The following is a 14822-nucleotide window of genomic DNA, read 5'->3' on the forward strand; positions in this document are numbered from 1 at the left end:
GGCACCGTTGCTTGCTCCTTCGTCGCTTGCGCAACGGCGCCTGATCGACGGGACGGGCCGCGACCGCCGACTTCGTCGGCGGACCCTCCTCGGGGTCGGGTCGTGCGGGGCTGGGTTGGGTGGTGTCGCTGCGGTGTTTTTCGGAGCGCTGCCGCGTCCGCCGACTTCGTCGGCGGACCCTCCTCAGGGTTGGGTCGTGTGGGGCCGGTAGTGCGCATAGTTCAGCCCCGGTACCGAGCGGTGCCGGGGCTGAACCCTTGTTGTGTTCGTCAGCTGACGGGTCGCGTGGTGGCCATGGCGCGGTCCACCTCCCAGAACGCGCGCAGCGCGGCGATCTTGCCCTCGCTGTCGACCTTGTAGGTGAACACGCCCTCGGCGTCGATCACATGGCCGGCCATGGTGGTGCGGATCCTGCCGGTGAAGGCGATCTCGTTGCCGCAGGCGAAGGAGTCGTCGAAGCGGAATTCGATCGACTCGGTGAGCGCGATCGCCTTGTCCCAGAACGCACCGATCGCCTCGTGGCCACGGTGGCCGACGCCGTCGGGGTCGAAACCCGAAGGGCCGACCGGGTCTTCGACGATGCCGTCCTCGGCGAACAGGGCGATCCAGGCGGCCCGGTCCCTGGCCCGCACGGCGGCCTGCGAGGCCAGGCCAGCCGCTCGCGCCGACCGGTCCACGGTGGTGTCGGTCATGCCTGCCCCTTCGCGACGATCGGATCGGCGATGTACTTCTCGGCGAACCTGCGCATCGAGTCCTGCTTGGCGGCCAGCTCGCCGTCGAAGCCGATCCCGTCTGCCAGCCACGGCACCACGATGGTGTCGGTGACACCGGCGTCGGCCAGATCCTGGTAGCCGTCGCGGCCGAACTTGTCGATGCAGACGGCCTGGATCTCGAACGGCACCTCGGTCCGGTCGTACTCGGCGCGCAGCTCGCGCAGGGTGCCGATGGTGGTGACCAGATCGTCGAACTTCATCATCGCCGAGGTCCAGCCGTCGCCGATACGGGCCGCCCGGCGCAGCGCCGGACCGGTGTGGCCGCCCACGTAGAACGGCACCCGCTCACTCGGTGCCGGGCTCATCTGCAGCTCGTCGAAATCGTAGAACTCGCCGTGGAACTCGACCATGCCGCCGTCGAGCACCAGCCGGATGATTTCGATCATCTCGTCCACCCGCGCGCCGCGCTTCTCGTACGGCACGCCGCACCATTCGAATTCCTCTGGCGCCCAGCCGATTCCGAGACCGAAGCCGAATCGGTTGCCCGACATGTTGGCGATCGAGCCGACCTGCCGGGCCAGCAGCAGCGGATTGCGGGAGCCGAGCTTGAGGACATTGGTGTAGAACCGCAGCGTGGCGGTCACCGCGGCCATCGAGGCGGCGGCGATCAGCGGGTCGACCCACGGGGTGTCCGGCCCCCAGAACCGGCTGCCGTCGGGGGTGTACGGGTAGTCGGCGGCCTGCGACTTCATGTAGAACAGCGAGTCGGGCAGACCGATGGAGGTGAATCCGCATTCCTCGGCGGTCTTGGCCAGCTCGGTCAGCTGGTCGAGCGGGCTCAGTGCGATGCCGACGGTGAACTTCATTCCGGACGCTCGCTTCCGACGACCCACATCGAGAAGTACTGCGAGCCGCCACCGTACGCGTGCCCCATCGCCTTGCGCGCGTCCGTCACCTGGTACGCGCCCGCCCGGCCCATCACCTGCTTGGCCGCCTCGGCGAAGCGGATCAGGCCGGAGGCGCCGATCGGGTTGGAGGACAGCACGCCGCCCGACGGGTTCACCGGGATGCGGCCACCGATCTCGGTCTCACCCTTGTCGGTGAGCTTCCATCCGTCGCCCTCGGCGGCGAAGCCGAGGTTCTCCAGCCACATCGGCTCGAACCAGGAGAACGGCACGTAGATCTCGGCGACGTCGATCTCCTCGAGCGGGTCGGTGATCCCGGACGCCTTCCACAGGGCGGCGGCGGCGTCTCGACCGGCCTGCGGATTCACCTGGTCGCGGCCCGCGAAGGTGGTCGGCTCGGTGCGCATCGCGGTTCCGTGCACCCACGCGACCTTCTTGCCCTCGGCCTCGACCGCCGCGGCCGCCTCGGCATTGCCGATCACCAGGGCGCAGGCGCCGTCGGAGGACGGACAGGTCTCGTCGAACCGGATCGGGTCCCACAGCATCTGCGAGGCGAGCACCGATTCCATGGTGATGTCGGGCTGATGCAGATGGGCGAGCGGATTCTTCGCACCGTTGCGCCGGTCCTTCACCGCGACCATGGCGCCGATATGGCCTGGCGCGTTGGAGCGGCGGATGTAGGAGCGCACGTGCGGGGCGAAGTAGCCGCCCGCCCCCGCGCCGACCGGCATGGTGAACGGCACCGGAATCGACAACGCCCACATGGCATTCGATTCCGACTGCTTCTCCCAGGCGATCGCGAGCACCTTGCCGTGCACACCCGCCTGCACCAGGTTGGCGGCGACGACACCGGTGGAACCGCCGACCGATCCGGCGGTGTGCACGCGCAGCAGAGGCTTGCCGATGGCGCCGAGCGCCTCGGCGAGATACAGCTCGGGCATCATGACGCCCTCGAAGTAGTCGGGCGCCTTGCCGACGACGACGGCGTCGATGTCGGCGATGGTCAGACCCGAATCCTCGAGTGCGCGATCGATCGCCTCGCGACACATGCCTGCCATGGACACGTCGGAACGTTTCGTCACGTGATGAGTTTGTCCGGTGCCGAGCACCGCGGCGGGGAAGGTCATTTCGCCTCCAGAACCGCGACCAGGTTCTGCTGCAGCGCGGGGCCGCTGGTCGCATGAGCGAGAGTCCGGTTCGCGTCACCGGAGATGATGGCGGTGGCGGCATTGCCGATCCGCTCCAGGCCCGCCGCGAACATCGGGTTGCCTGCGAGCGCGCCGCCGGACGGATTGATGGTTGTCCCGGCCGGCAGGCCGATGGCCTCGGCGAGGATCAGCTGCTGATGGCTGAACGGCGCGTGCAGCTCGGCCAGGTCGAAGCCGGAGGTGTCGCCACGGGTGGCCGCGGACGCGGCGGCGGTGGCCGACGGGGCACGGGTGAGGTCGCGCGCGCCGAGCGCTTGGGCGTCGATGTTGTGCGCGATTCCGGTGATCCACGCCGGGCGCTCGCACAGTTCGCGGGCCCGATCGCCGACCGCGAGCACGATCGCGGCGGCGCCGTCGGTGACCGGCGCGATGTCGTGGGCGCGCAAGGGATCGGCGACATACGGTGCGGCGAGCAGGGATTCGACGTCACTACCGGCGACCTCGGCCATCTCCCGCTCGGTCCAGCGGCCCGCGTCCAGGCCGGCCCGCGCCTGCAGGCCCGCGATCGATACGGCGTCCGGCCACAGCGGCGTCACCAGGTAGGGGTCGAGCTGCATGGTCAGCACCTGGTGGATGGACTCGGCGGCCGAGGATTTGCCGAAGCCGTACACGAGCGCGGTCTCGGCCTGACCGGACAGCAACTTCACCCATGCCTCGTACAGCGCCCAGGCGGCGTCCATCTCGACGTGCGACTCGTTGATCGGCGGCACGGCGCCGATCGCGTCGACCGCGGAGATGAACGAGAAGGCCCGGCCTGCAAGGAAATCCGACGACCCGGAGCACCAGAAGTCGATATCGGACTTCGTGATGCCGAGCTCGGCGTAGAGCTGCTGGAAGCACGGCACGAGCATCTCGACGCCGTTGGTGGTGCCGAAGGTTTCCGGCACGTGCGGTGCGTGGGCGAATCCCACCACCGCGATCTCAGGGATAGTCACGTCGCCTCTCAGAGGTGGTGCTGGTAGGACTCATACGGCGCGTCGGGCTCGCCGGAGGGCCGGAAGTGGTCGATATTGGCCAGCGCGTGGCCCCATTCCTCGCGGGGCTTCCATACGGCCTCGACCCGCATGCCCATCCGCACCTCCGTAGCCTCGCAGCCGAGAACCAGGTGCAGGAACGGGATGTCGGCGCCGTCGAGGAGTACGTAGGCGGCCACATACGGCGGCTTGATCCGCTGGCCGAGGAAGGGCACGTTGACGATGCAGAAGGTGGTGACCGTGCCCTTGTCGGGCAGTTCGACCAGGTCGTCGGTGGGCGTGCCGTCGGTCGGATTGGCGCCGCGCGGCGGGAAGTACACCTTGCCGCCCGCTTCGGACCGGCCGCCGATCAGTTTGCCTTCGGCGAGACCGCGCAGGTAGACGCTCTCCTGTGGGGACGCGGTGTGCTTGTAGCTCAGATCGACGGGGGTGGTCAGGATGGTCACCGGCTCGGCGGAGTCGTCCACGGATGCCGCCGCCGCCGCGGTCTCGCCCGGTTCGAAGCAGGCGATATCGGTGATGCTGCCGGTCGGCTCGTCGGCCCACCGGACGCGCACCCGCATGCCGGTATGCACCTGTTCCGGTTCGGTCACGTCCAGCGCGTGCAACAGTGCCGTGTCGGCACCGTCGAGCTGGATCAACGCCCAGGCGAACGGCCGGTCGAACGGCTGCCCTGGCAGCGGTCGCGCCACCCATGTCCATGACTGCACCGTGCCCGTCGGTGCGACCTCGACCAGCTCGGCCAGCGGGGCCGAGGTGATCGGGTCGTACTCCTGGGCGGGCACCAGCACCCTGCCGTCGCTGCCACGGACACCGAGTATCCGGCGTTCGCGCAGCCCGGTCAGGAAGGCGCCGATGATCGGTCCGACGGACCTGGTGTAGTCGAACTGCACCCGAAGGGGTGCACTCAATACTTCCACTGCGGTATTCCCCTGGGTCACGATATCGAGTAGAACAGGTTCTTATTCTGCTGGCAAGGATTCGCCGGAAAGGACGTCGGTCATGAAATTCGGACTGCAACTCGGATACTGGGGCGCACAGCCGCCCGCGAACGCGGGCGAGCTGGTCGTCGCGGCCGAGAACGCCGGGTTCGACGCGGTGTTCGCCGCCGAGTCCTGGGGCTCGGATGCCTTCACGCCGCTGGCCTGGTGGGGGTCGCGCACCGAGCGCGTGCGGCTCGGCACCTCGGTCGCGCAGCTGTCGGCGCGCACCCCGGCCGCGGCCGCGATGCACGCGCTGACCCTCGATCACCTCTGCGGCGGGCGCGCCATCCTCGGCCTCGGCGTCTCCGGTCCGCAGGTGGTGGAGGGCTGGTACGGCCAGCCGTTCGCGCAGCCGCTGCGCCGCACCCGCGAGTACGTCGAGATCGTGCGCAAGGTGCTGGCCCGCGAAGCCCCGGTGACCTCCGACGGCAAGCATTACGCGCTGCCCTACGCCGGGCCCGGCGCGACCGGGCTCGGCAAACCGCTCAAACCGATCGTGCATCCGCTGCGCGCCGACCTGCCGATCTGGCTGGGTGCGGAGGGTCCGAAGAACGTCGCTCAGACCGCCGAGATCGCCGACGGCTGGCTGGCGATCTACTACGCGCCGCGCCTGGCCGGCATGTACAACGAGTGGCTCGACGAGGGCTTCGCCCGGCCGGGTGCCCGCCGCGGCAGGGCCGATTTCGAGATCGCCGCGAGCGCGCAGGTGGTGCTCACCGACGAGCCGGAGGCCGAGATCGAGCGGATGCGCTGGGTTACCTCGCTCTACATCGGCGGTATGGGCGCGCCGGAGCTGAACTTCCACGCGCAGGTCTACCGGCGGATGGGGTACGCCGCGGAGGTCGACGAGATCTCGGCGCTGTTCCAGGCGGGGCGCAAGGCCGAGGCCGCCGCGGCGGTGCCGGACGAGCTGATCACCGACACCGCGATCTTCGGCGACGAGGCGCATGTGCGCACCCGGCTGAAGGAATGGGAGGACGCCGGCGTGACCATGATGCTGATCTCGGTTTCCGACGCCGATCAGATGCGTCGGCTCCAAACCCTTGTATCGACTTAGAACACGTTCTAAATTCGATGAGGTGAGCAGTCAGCAGACAACGGAAGTCCTCGGACTCTGGAATATCGCCGCGGCCGATCCGGAGCGGATCGCCGTCGTCGATCCGGACGGCCGCGAGATCACCTATCGAGAATTGGCCACCCTCGCCAATCGGTACGCCAACGGACTACGCGGCATCGGATTGCGCACCGGCGACGTGGTCGTCAGCATGCTGCACAACGGTGTGGAGGCGATCGCCGCGTACTTCGCCGCCTATCAGGCGGGCCTCTACATCGTCGCGGTGAACTGGCACCTCACCGCGCCCGAGATCGCCTACATCCTCGGCGACAGCGAGGCGGCGGCCTTCCTGGCCAGCGAGCGGTTCGCCGCCACCGCCGCCGAGGCCGCCGACCTCGCCGAACTGCCCGCCGACGCCCGATTCTCGGCGGGCACCATCGAGGGCTTCCGGCCGGTGTCCTGGCTCGGCGCCGCAGACACCGGACGCCCCGACGAGCGCTCGGTCGGCGCGCCGATGCTCTACACCTCAGGAACCACCGGCCGCCCCAAGGGCGTTCGCCGCCCGCTGACCGGCGCCGATCCCGACCAGGTCCCCGCGCCGAACAAGGCCTTCTTCGCCCTGTTCGAGCTCGCGCCCTACGACGACCACGTGCACATCTGCGGTTCACCGCTGTACCACACGGCCGTGCTGAACTTCTCGACCATCTCGATCCAGCTCGGCCACAAGCTGGTGCTGATGGACAAGTGGGATCCCGAGGACATGCTGGCGCTGATCGAGCGCCACAAGGTGACGCACAGCCACATGGTGCCCACCCAGTTCCACCGCCTGCTCGCCCTGCCCGAGGACGTCCGCGCCCGCTACGACGTGTCCTCGCTGCGCAGCATGGTGCACGGTGCGGCGCCGTGCCCGCAGGCCACCAAACGGCAGATGCTCGACTGGTGGGGCCCGGTCGTCACCGAGTACTACGCGGCCACCGAGGGCGGCGGCACGGTGATCAACGGAACCGAATGGCTCACCAAGCCCGGCTCGGTCGGCAAGGCCTGGCCGTGGTCGGTCATCAAGATCCTCGACGAGACCGATGGCTCCGAATTGCCGGCGGGCAAGGAGGGTCTGGTCTACATGAAGATGGGCGCCTCGAGCTTCGAGTACCACCACGCCAAGGAGAAGACCGAGGAGTCGCGCGTCGGCGACCTGTTCACCGTCGGCGACATCGGCTACCTGGACTCCGACGGCTACCTGTTCCTCTGCGACCGGCGTTCGGATCTGATCCTGTCCGGTGGCGTGAATATCTACCCGGCCGAGATCGAGGGCGTGCTGATGAGCCACCCGAAGGTGGCCGACGTGGCGGTACTCGGTGTGCCCGACCCGGATTGGGGCCAGCAGGTGAAGGCGTTCGTTCAGCCGGTGGCGGGCACCGAGGGCGATGACGCGCTCACCGCCGAGATCTTGGAGTTCGCGGCCGGTCAGCTCGCCAAGTACAAGCTGCCCCGCACGGTGGAGTACCGTGCGGAGCTGCCTCGCGACCCCAACGGCAAGCTGTACAAGCGCCGCCTGCTGTGAACGATGTTCCCGCTCAGACGGCTTCGCGCCACTCCGGCGCGAGCCCGAAGAGCGGGAACAACTTCTCGGTGTCGAGGAAGAAGTTCAGGCCAGAGATGGTGCCGCCCTGGAGTTCGAGCACCGTGATCGACCACGGCACCCACACGCCAGGCTCCTCGCTCGGCTTGTAGTGCCCGAAGGCCGGCAGGCCGTTGGCGCCCGCCAGTGGCACCATCCGGGAATCGCGGCACGCGCTGCCGGTGCTGAGCATGAACGCGGCCACGTTCTCCGGGCCGGAGATCCAGAGGTCGAACGGCGGCATCGACAGCGCCACATCGGCTTTCAGCAGGGTGGTGAGCGCGTTCATATCGTAGGCCTCGAAGGCCTTGACGAAATCGTCGATCAGTTTGCGCTGCTCGGGATCGGATTCGTCGAAACCGTCGGTGACGGTGGGCTGCACCTTGGACATGGTGGCCCGCGCACGCTGCAAGGCGCTGTTCACCGACGCGGGCGACATCATCAACGCCTCCGCCGTCTCGTTCGCGGAGAACCGCAGCACCTCACGCATGATCAGGATGGCGCGCTGGGTGGCTGGCAGATGCTGACAGGCCGCGACGAACGCCAGGCGCAGGGTGTCCTTGGTAGAGGCGTGCTCGGCCGGATCGGCGCCGAAGGCGAGCCCGTTCGGGATCGGCTCGATCCACACGTAGTCCGGTTGCGGGGCGGGCAGGGGTGAATCCGGTCTGCCAGGGCCGTTGAGATCCATGGGTCTGGCTCGGCTCTGCGGCCGGTCGAGCATGTCGAGACAGATATTCGTGGCGATCTTGTACAGCCACGAACGCAGACTCGCCCGCCCTTCGAACGAATCGTAGGAACGCCAAGCACGGGTGAAGGTTTCCTGCACGGCGTCCTCGGCCTCGAACGAGGAGCCGAGCATGCGGTAGGCGTACGCACACAACTCGCGCCGGTGCGTCTCGAATTCGGCGAGGACCTCGGGGTCTGGGCCGGTGGTGGCGGTTGTGGCGTCGCTCATATCGCTCACGATGCCACAGGGGTCCGACAGCCGACAGGGGACAAATGTGGGGGCAACCTCGGGTAGGAGTTTCGCCCGCGCCGATTAATCGGCGGTGGGGGCGGCGTCTACATGAACGAGACAGCACGCCACGCTTGCAGAAAGGCATCCGATCATGAGCAGCAAGATGATCTTCATCAACCTTCCCGTCGCCGACCTGGCCCGCTCGAAAAGCTTCTACGAGTCGCTGGGCTGGAAGGTCAACGAGGATTTCACCGACCAGAACGCGGCCTGCATCGTCGTCGACGACAACATCTGCCTGATGCTGCTGACCAAGGACTTCTTCACCACCTTCAGCAAGCGCCCGATCGCCGATACCGCCGGTGCGGTGGCCGCGGCGTACGCGCTGTCGCTGGCCAGTGCCGAGGAGGTCGACGCGCTCACCGAGGCCGCGCTGGCCGCGGGCGGCACCGAGGAGACCAACGACGACAAGCGTGCCCAGGAGGCCCAGGTCGGCATGCACGGCCGCACCTTCATCGACCCCGACGGCCACCAGTGGGAGCCGTTCTTCATGGCTGTGTCTGATTGAGCGCTGGCGCGCTCGAGTCGCGGCCCCGAGGGGCCGCCGGTCAGCGCTCGAGACTCGCGCCTGCGGCGCATGCGCTTCGAGCGCTGACCGGCGACCCGGCCGCGACCAGCCGCTTCGCGGCTGCCGCTCCTCTGGGTCGCGGGTGCGGGGCTGGGAGTGCGGTTGGTGAGCCCTATTGACCGGTGAAGTTCGGCTTGCGCTTCTCGGCGAAGGCTCGCGGACCTTCCTTGGCGTCGGCTGACTTGAACACCTCGATGCCGATCTTCGCCTCGATGGGGAACGCCTCGTTCTCCGGCATGGCCTCGGTTTCGCGCAGGGTGCGCAGCATCGCCTGGACGGCGAGGGGGCCGTTGTCGGCGATCTGACCGGCCAGCGCCAAGGCCTTGTCGAGAGCGGTTCCATCGGGGACCACGTGGCCGATCAGCCCGATGTCCTTGGCCTCGGCGGCGGTGATGTGGCGACCGGTCAGCAGCAGATCGGCGGCCACCGTGTACGGGATCTGCCTGGCCAGCCGCACCGCGGAACCGCCGAGCGGGAACAGGCCCCAGCGGGCCTCGGAGACGCCGAACTTGGCGCTTTCCCCGGCCACCCGCAGATCGGTGCCCTGCAGGATCTCGGTGCCACCGGCGATGGCCGGGCCCTCGACCGCCGCGATCAGGGGCTTGGACAGCCGCCGCCCCTTCAGCAGCGCGGGGAGATAAGCCGGGTCCCAGCCGCCGCCGGTCGCGGTGTCTCCCGGATGCTGCGAGCTCATCGCCTTCAGGTCCATGCCCGCGCAGAAGGCCCCGCCCGCGCCGGTGAGGATGGCGACGCGGATGTCGGGATCGCTGTCCACCTGGTCCCAGGCGTCGCGCATGATCGCCATCATCTCGCCCGACAGCGCGTTGCGCGCCTCGGGACGGTTCATGGTGACGATGAGAACGTGGTCTCTCTTCTCGACCAGACAGTGGGCCATTCGACTACTCCTTCGTGGCTGGTTCCGTTGCTGTCCAGATCGAGACGCCGGAAACCTTGTCAGAAACAGTAACACGTTCTATTTTTGTCTCTGTGAGCTACAACATAGCCGATCTCGTCGAACACGCCGTCGACCTGATGCCCGACCGGATCGTGCTGGTCGGCGAACATCGCGAGTCGACCTACGCCGAACTGGAGGAGCGGGCCAACAAACTGGCCCATTACCTGCAGGAACAGGGTGTGAAACCCGGCGACAAAGTCGGAATCTATTCCAGGAACACCGTCGAGGCCGTCGAAGCGATGGTCGCGATCTTCAAAGCGCGGGCGGTGATGATCAATGTCAACTACCGCTACGTCGAGAACGAGCTGCTGCACATCTTCGACAACTCGGACATGGTCGCGCTGATCCACGAGCGGCGCTACACCGACAAGGTCGAAGCGGTCCGCGCCAAGGTGCCCGGCCTGAAGACGGTCCTCGTCGTCGAAGACGGCACCGAGGGCGCGACCCCCGCGGGCACTGTCGAGTACGAGGCCGCGCTGGCCGAGTCCTCGGGTGAGCGCGACTTCGGCGAGCGCTCGCCCGACGACATCTACATGCTCTACACCGGCGGCACCACCGGCCTGCCCAAGGGCGTGATGTGGCGGCACGAGGACGTCTGGCGCGTGCTCGGTGCGGGCATCAACTTCATCACCGGCGAGTACGTCAAGGACGAGTGGGAGCTGGCCAAGGTCGGCGCGGCCAACCCGCAGATGGTGCGGTACCCGATTCCGCCGATGATCCACGGCGGCGCGCAGTGGGCCACCTTCCACAGCCTCTTCGGCGGTGGCAAGGCGGTGATGGTGCCCGAGTTCAGCGGCCACGGTGTCTGGCAGGCCGTGGACAAGCACAAGATCAATCTGATCTTCATCACCGGCGACGCGATGGCGCGGCCGATGCTCGACGCGCTGGAAGAGGGCAACCCCGAAACCGGTGAGCCCTATGACCTTTCGTCGCTGTACGTGCTCGCCAGCAGCGCGGCGCTGTTCTCGCCGCCGCTCAAGGACAAGTTCCTGGAGCTGCTGCCCAACCGGATGCTCACCGACTCGATCGGCTCCTCGGAGACCGGCTTCGGCGGGCTGGCGACGATCGCCAAGGGGCAGACACACACCGGTGGCCCGCGCGTGAAGATCGATGCGGCCACGCAGGTGCTCGACGACGAAGGCAATCCGGTCGAACCGGGTTCCGGTGTCGTCGGCCTGCTCGCCCGCAGCGGCCACATCCCACTCGGCTACTACAAGGACGAGGTCAAGTCGGCCGCGACGTTCAAGGAGTTCAACGGGATTCGCTACGCGATCCCCGGCGACTTCGCCCGCGTCGAGGAGGACGGCACCGTCACCATGCTCGGCCGCGGCTCGGTGAGCATCAACTCCGGTGGCGAGAAGATCTACCCCGAAGAGGTCGAAGGCGCCCTCAAGGCGCATCCCGACGTGTTCGACGCGCTGGTCGTCGGTGTCGAGGACGCGCGCTGGGGTCAGCGGGTGGTGGCCGTGGTGCAGTGCCGTGACAACAAGCGCCCGACCTTGGCCGACCTGAAGCCGGTTCTGGCGCAGGAGATCGCGTCGTACAAGCAGCCGCGCAGCCTGTGGTTCGTCGACGAGATCAAGCGCTCGCCCGCTGGCAAGCCGGACTACCGGTGGGCCAAGGCGCAGACCGACGAGCGCCCCGCCGACGAGCACGCGGACGCGGGTTCCAACTAGATCCACCCGACGATTCGGCCCGCACGACATCACGTGCGGGCCGAATCAGGGTGTATTGGAATTTCTTCGGCAGACCACCGAATTCGCCCCCGGCCAATCGATCGGGTGCTACTGCTTCAGGACGGCGATGAGGCGCGTGGCAATGGTCGCGACCTCGTCGACCTCGCCACTGGCGACATCGATCATGAGATCGTAGGCAAGGTCTTCGTCCAGCGCCGTCGTCTCGATCCCGTTGCGAGCCAGGAAAACGATCGCGGCCGCGATGGCGAGCCGCTTGTTGCCGTCGACGAGCGGATGGTTGGCTGCGATCGAATGGAGCAGGGCCGCCGACTTCTCCCAGAGTGTCGGATAGGCGTCGGCGCCGAAAACGGTGGCTTGTGGTCGTGCCGCCGCAGAAGCGAGTAGGCCGGCATCGCGGACTGTGTGCTGCCCGGCTACATCATCGGCGATGGCGCGGAGGTCGGTGTCGGTGAGGTAGTAGATCTCCGCGTCGGTCATTCGGCGAGCCTGTCGAGCAGGCTCCTATGACGTTCCGCGAACTGCTTCGATAGCGCCCGGACCTGGCTATCAGCCGTTTCGGCCATGGATTCGGGCACAACGGCGGCGACGCGGCGGCCATGCCGAGTCAGATGGACCACCTTGCCGGATTCTGCTGCCGCGATGACCTCTGCCAGGCGGTCTCGCGCTTCGCTGACGGGAATCTCCCAGTTCTCGGGCACGGGGGCGGCAGTCATAGATGAATCGTACAGGTTCCTCTCAAATTTGTACGGATACGCCGCAGCGTTGGTACCCGGGGCAGGTGCGGGCGCAGCGGCGTCCAGGTGCGGATCAGCTCGCCAGTTCCGCGCCCAACGCGAGGAGGTGGGCGGTGGCGCCACCGAGAGCGAATTCGTGGTGTTTGGCGGCGGTGAAGTAGTTGTGGGTGATGTGGTCGCGGTCGATACCGAGGCCGCCGTGCACGTGGACGACGGTGTGGGCGACTCTGTGGCCCGCGTCGGCCGCCCAGAACTTGGCGATGTGGACGGATTCGGCGGCGGGCAGGCCCTCGCTCAGGCGCCATGCGGCCTGGGTGACGGTCAGGCGCAGGCCGTTGATGTCGATGTAGGCGTCGGCGAGGCGCTGGGCGACCGACTGGAACGAGCCGATGGCCTTGCCGAACTGCTCGCGGGTGCGGGTGTGCTCGGAGGTGATGTCGAGCGCGCGCTCCAGGGTGCCCAGCTGCAGGGACGACAGCCCGAGCCAGGCGTGTTCGCGCAGCCAGGTGAGGATGTCGGCGCCGGATTCGACGGTGCCGAGCAGGGTGGCCGGGGTGGCCGCGAGATCGACGGCGAACTCGGGGCTCAGGTCGACGACCTGCTGCGCGGTCCGGGCCACCGAGGCGTGCTCCGGATCGACGACGAACACCGCGGGACGACCGGACACACTGGCGGGCACCAGGATTCGCTCGGCCCGGTCGGCGTAGGGGACGGTGGTCGCGGAACCGGTGAGCGTCCACGAGTCCCCGGCGGACTCGGCGACGATGGCGGGCGCGTCGGTGGTGGCGCGCAGTTCCTCGGCCAGCGCTGCCGTCAGCACGACCTCGCCGGTGCCTGCCCTGGCGGCCAGCTGCCGCTGCTCGGCATCGCCGAAACGGGCCAGCGCACCGGCGCCGAGCACGATCGACCACAGGTACGGCACGGCGGCCACGACGCGACCCAGCTCACGCAGAATCGCCGACTGCTCGAGCATGCCGAAGTCGCTGCCGCCCAGGTCATCCGGCAGGGCGGCGGCCAGCACACCGGTCTCGGCGAGCGACTTCCACAGCTGCTCGTCGTAGCGGCCCTGGACGTCGAGTTCGCGCAGGCGGTCGGCGGTGACGAGTTTGGCGCAGATCTCGCCGGTCAGCCGGGCGAGATCGGTCTGGGCTTCGGTGGGGGTGAAATCCATGAGGGGATACCGGCTTTCGAGATTCAGCGGGCGGCGGCGGGCTGGCGCAGGGCGGTCATGGCGATGATGTCGCGCTGCACCTCGTTGGTGCCGCCGCCGAAGGTGAGGATCAGCGCGGCGCGGTGCATCCGCTCCAGCCTGCCGAGCATCTGGGCGCCGGGGGAGTCCTGGCGCAGGTAGCCGTGCGCGCCGACGATTTCCATCAGCAGCCGGTAGGTCTCGGTGGCCAGCTCGGTGCCGTAGACCTTGCAGGCCGAGGCGTCCCACGGCTTCGGCGCCGCCTCGCCGCCCTGGTCGGCGCGGCTGGCGATCTCCCAGTTCAGCAGCTTCAGGTATTCGACCTTGGCGTGCACGCGGGCCAGATTCAGCCGCACCCATTCCTGGTCGATCACCCTCGTGCCGTCGGGCAGCAGGGTCTCGCGCGCCCAGTCGACGGTCTGGCGCACCGCGAGCGCGAGCGGGCCCGCCGAGGTGAGTGCGACGCGTTCGTGGTTGAGCTGGTTGGTGATCAGCGACCAGCCGCCGTTCTCCGGTCCGACCATCGACGACGCGGGCACGCGCACGTCCTGGTAGTAGGTGGCGCTGGTGTCGGGCCCGGCCATGGTGTGCACCGGCGTCCAGGAGAAACCCTCGGTATCGGTGGGCACGATGAACATCGTGATGCCCTTGTGCTTCTTGGCCGTCGGGTCGGTGCGCACCGCGAGCCAGATGTAGTCGGCGTAGGCGATCAGGCTGGTCCACATCTTCTGGCCGTTGATCACGAAGTCGTCGCCGTCTCGCACCGCGGCGGTGCGCAGCGAGGCCAGGTCGGTGCCCGCGCCCGGCTCGGAGTAGCCGATGGCGAAGTGCAGTTCACCCGAGGCGATCTTGGGCAGGAAGAACTTCTTCTGCTCCTCGGTGCCGTACTGCATGATCGTCGGCGCGACCGAGTTCAGGGTGAGGAACGGGACGGGCGCGCCCGCGATGGCCGCCTCCTCGACGAAGATCAGCTGATCCATCGTGGTGCGGTCCTGGCCGCCGTACTCCTTGGGCCAGCTCAGCGTGAGCCAGCCGTCCTTGCCCATCTGCCGGACGACCTCGCGGTAGACATCGCCCTCGCCGTATTCACCGGTCTGCAGGCTCAGCGCCTTGCGCCGCTGCGGCGTCATCAGGCCGGCGAAGTACTCGCGCAGCTCGGCGCGCAATTCTTCCTGCTGCGGCGTATACGCGACGCGCATGGGTTCTACC

At 68.1% G+C, this 14822-nt stretch carries 15 protein-coding genes; 4 read left to right on the forward strand and 11 right to left on the reverse strand.

Annotated elements, in window-relative coordinates; all coding sequences use genetic code 11:
• Positions 1 to 269 precede the first annotated feature (269 nt).
• From ACFOW8_RS05785 to ACFOW8_RS05805, 5 genes are read right to left on the reverse strand one after another with little or no spacing between them, the layout of a single operon-like run.
• On the reverse strand, positions 270 to 692 hold the full coding sequence (locus ACFOW8_RS05785; RefSeq protein ID WP_378546501.1) for a nuclear transport factor 2 family protein: 423 nt from the start codon (positions 690 to 692) through the stop codon (positions 270 to 272).
• Entirely contained in the window at positions 689 to 1579 is an 891-nt protein-coding gene (locus ACFOW8_RS05790) for a TIGR03619 family F420-dependent LLM class oxidoreductase (protein ID WP_378546504.1), read from the reverse strand. The genes ACFOW8_RS05785 and ACFOW8_RS05790 overlap by 4 nt, the downstream gene beginning before the upstream one ends.
• Positions 1576 to 2745 (reverse strand): thiolase domain-containing protein, encoded by a 1170-nt coding sequence (locus tag ACFOW8_RS05795; protein WP_378546507.1) that lies wholly within the window; start codon positions 2743 to 2745, stop codon positions 1576 to 1578. Before ACFOW8_RS05795 ends, ACFOW8_RS05790 begins: the two co-directional genes overlap by 4 nt.
• The gene (locus ACFOW8_RS05800) at positions 2742 to 3755 is read right to left on the reverse strand and encodes a thiolase domain-containing protein (RefSeq protein WP_378548520.1); all 1014 of its coding nucleotides are present in this window, start codon (positions 3753 to 3755) and stop codon (positions 2742 to 2744) included. The genes ACFOW8_RS05795 and ACFOW8_RS05800 overlap by 4 nt, the downstream gene beginning before the upstream one ends.
• A 14-nt stretch (positions 3756 to 3769) precedes the next feature.
• Positions 3770 to 4741 carry a Zn-ribbon domain-containing OB-fold protein gene (locus ACFOW8_RS05805; RefSeq protein ID WP_378546510.1) on the reverse strand — a complete coding sequence of 324 codons (972 nt, stop codon included), beginning with the start codon at positions 4739 to 4741 and terminating at the stop codon, positions 3770 to 3772.
• Positions 4742 to 4802: 61 nt separating this feature from the next.
• Between ACFOW8_RS05805 and ACFOW8_RS05810 the strand changes: the two genes are divergently transcribed.
• Together ACFOW8_RS05810 and ACFOW8_RS05815 are read left to right on the forward strand one after the other, a co-directional pair.
• Positions 4803 to 5840, forward strand: coding sequence for an LLM class F420-dependent oxidoreductase (locus ACFOW8_RS05810; protein ID WP_378546513.1), 1038 nt, complete (start codon positions 4803 to 4805; stop codon positions 5838 to 5840).
• A gap of 22 nt (positions 5841 to 5862) precedes the next feature.
• On the forward strand, positions 5863 to 7398 hold the full coding sequence (locus tag ACFOW8_RS05815; protein ID WP_378546516.1) for an acyl-CoA synthetase: 1536 nt from the start codon (positions 5863 to 5865) through the stop codon (positions 7396 to 7398).
• Positions 7399 to 7411: 13 nt separating this feature from the next.
• On the opposite strand, the gene ACFOW8_RS05820 is transcribed toward ACFOW8_RS05815, so the two are convergent.
• Positions 7412 to 8410 (reverse strand): sigma-70 family RNA polymerase sigma factor, encoded by a 999-nt coding sequence (locus tag ACFOW8_RS05820; RefSeq protein WP_378546519.1) that lies wholly within the window; start codon positions 8408 to 8410, stop codon positions 7412 to 7414.
• Positions 8411 to 8564: 154 nt separating this feature from the next.
• Between ACFOW8_RS05820 and ACFOW8_RS05825 the strand changes: the two genes are divergently transcribed.
• Positions 8565 to 8978: a VOC family protein gene (locus ACFOW8_RS05825; protein WP_378546522.1), complete on the forward strand. Its 414-nt coding sequence runs from the start codon at positions 8565 to 8567 to the stop codon at positions 8976 to 8978.
• Positions 8979 to 9150: 172 nt separating this feature from the next.
• Here ACFOW8_RS05825 and ACFOW8_RS05830 read toward each other — a convergent pair whose 3' ends face one another.
• Complete coding sequence (locus ACFOW8_RS05830) at positions 9151 to 9933, reverse strand: crotonase/enoyl-CoA hydratase family protein (protein WP_378546525.1); 783 nt, start codon at positions 9931 to 9933, stop codon at positions 9151 to 9153.
• Between the two features lie 92 nt (positions 9934 to 10025).
• On the opposite strand from ACFOW8_RS05830, the gene ACFOW8_RS05835 reads away from it, so the two are divergent.
• Complete coding sequence (locus ACFOW8_RS05835; protein ID WP_378546528.1) at positions 10026 to 11669, forward strand: acyl-CoA synthetase; 1644 nt, start codon at positions 10026 to 10028, stop codon at positions 11667 to 11669.
• A 108-nt stretch (positions 11670 to 11777) separates the two neighbouring features.
• Here the strand turns inward: ACFOW8_RS05835 and ACFOW8_RS05840 are convergent, their stop codons facing one another.
• From ACFOW8_RS05840 to ACFOW8_RS05855, 4 genes are all read right to left on the reverse strand, one after another.
• On the reverse strand, positions 11778 to 12167 hold the full coding sequence (locus tag ACFOW8_RS05840) for a type II toxin-antitoxin system death-on-curing family toxin (protein ID WP_378546531.1): 390 nt from the start codon (positions 12165 to 12167) through the stop codon (positions 11778 to 11780).
• On the reverse strand, positions 12164 to 12403 hold the full coding sequence (locus tag ACFOW8_RS05845) for a type II toxin-antitoxin system Phd/YefM family antitoxin (RefSeq protein ID WP_378546534.1): 240 nt from the start codon (positions 12401 to 12403) through the stop codon (positions 12164 to 12166). Before ACFOW8_RS05845 ends, ACFOW8_RS05840 begins: the two co-directional genes overlap by 4 nt.
• A gap of 94 nt (positions 12404 to 12497) precedes the next feature.
• Positions 12498 to 13595, reverse strand: a complete 1098-nt coding sequence (locus tag ACFOW8_RS05850) for an acyl-CoA dehydrogenase family protein (RefSeq protein ID WP_378546537.1) — start codon at positions 13593 to 13595, stop codon at positions 12498 to 12500.
• 23 nt (positions 13596 to 13618) lie between these two features.
• The gene (locus ACFOW8_RS05855; protein ID WP_378546540.1) at positions 13619 to 14812 is read right to left on the reverse strand and encodes an acyl-CoA dehydrogenase family protein; all 1194 of its coding nucleotides are present in this window, start codon (positions 14810 to 14812) and stop codon (positions 13619 to 13621) included.
• Positions 14813 to 14822 lie beyond the last annotated feature (10 nt).

It is taken from the genome of Nocardia rhizosphaerae (assembly GCF_042650365.1).
Taxonomy (GTDB): domain Bacteria; phylum Actinomycetota; class Actinomycetes; order Mycobacteriales; family Mycobacteriaceae; genus Nocardia; species Nocardia rhizosphaerae.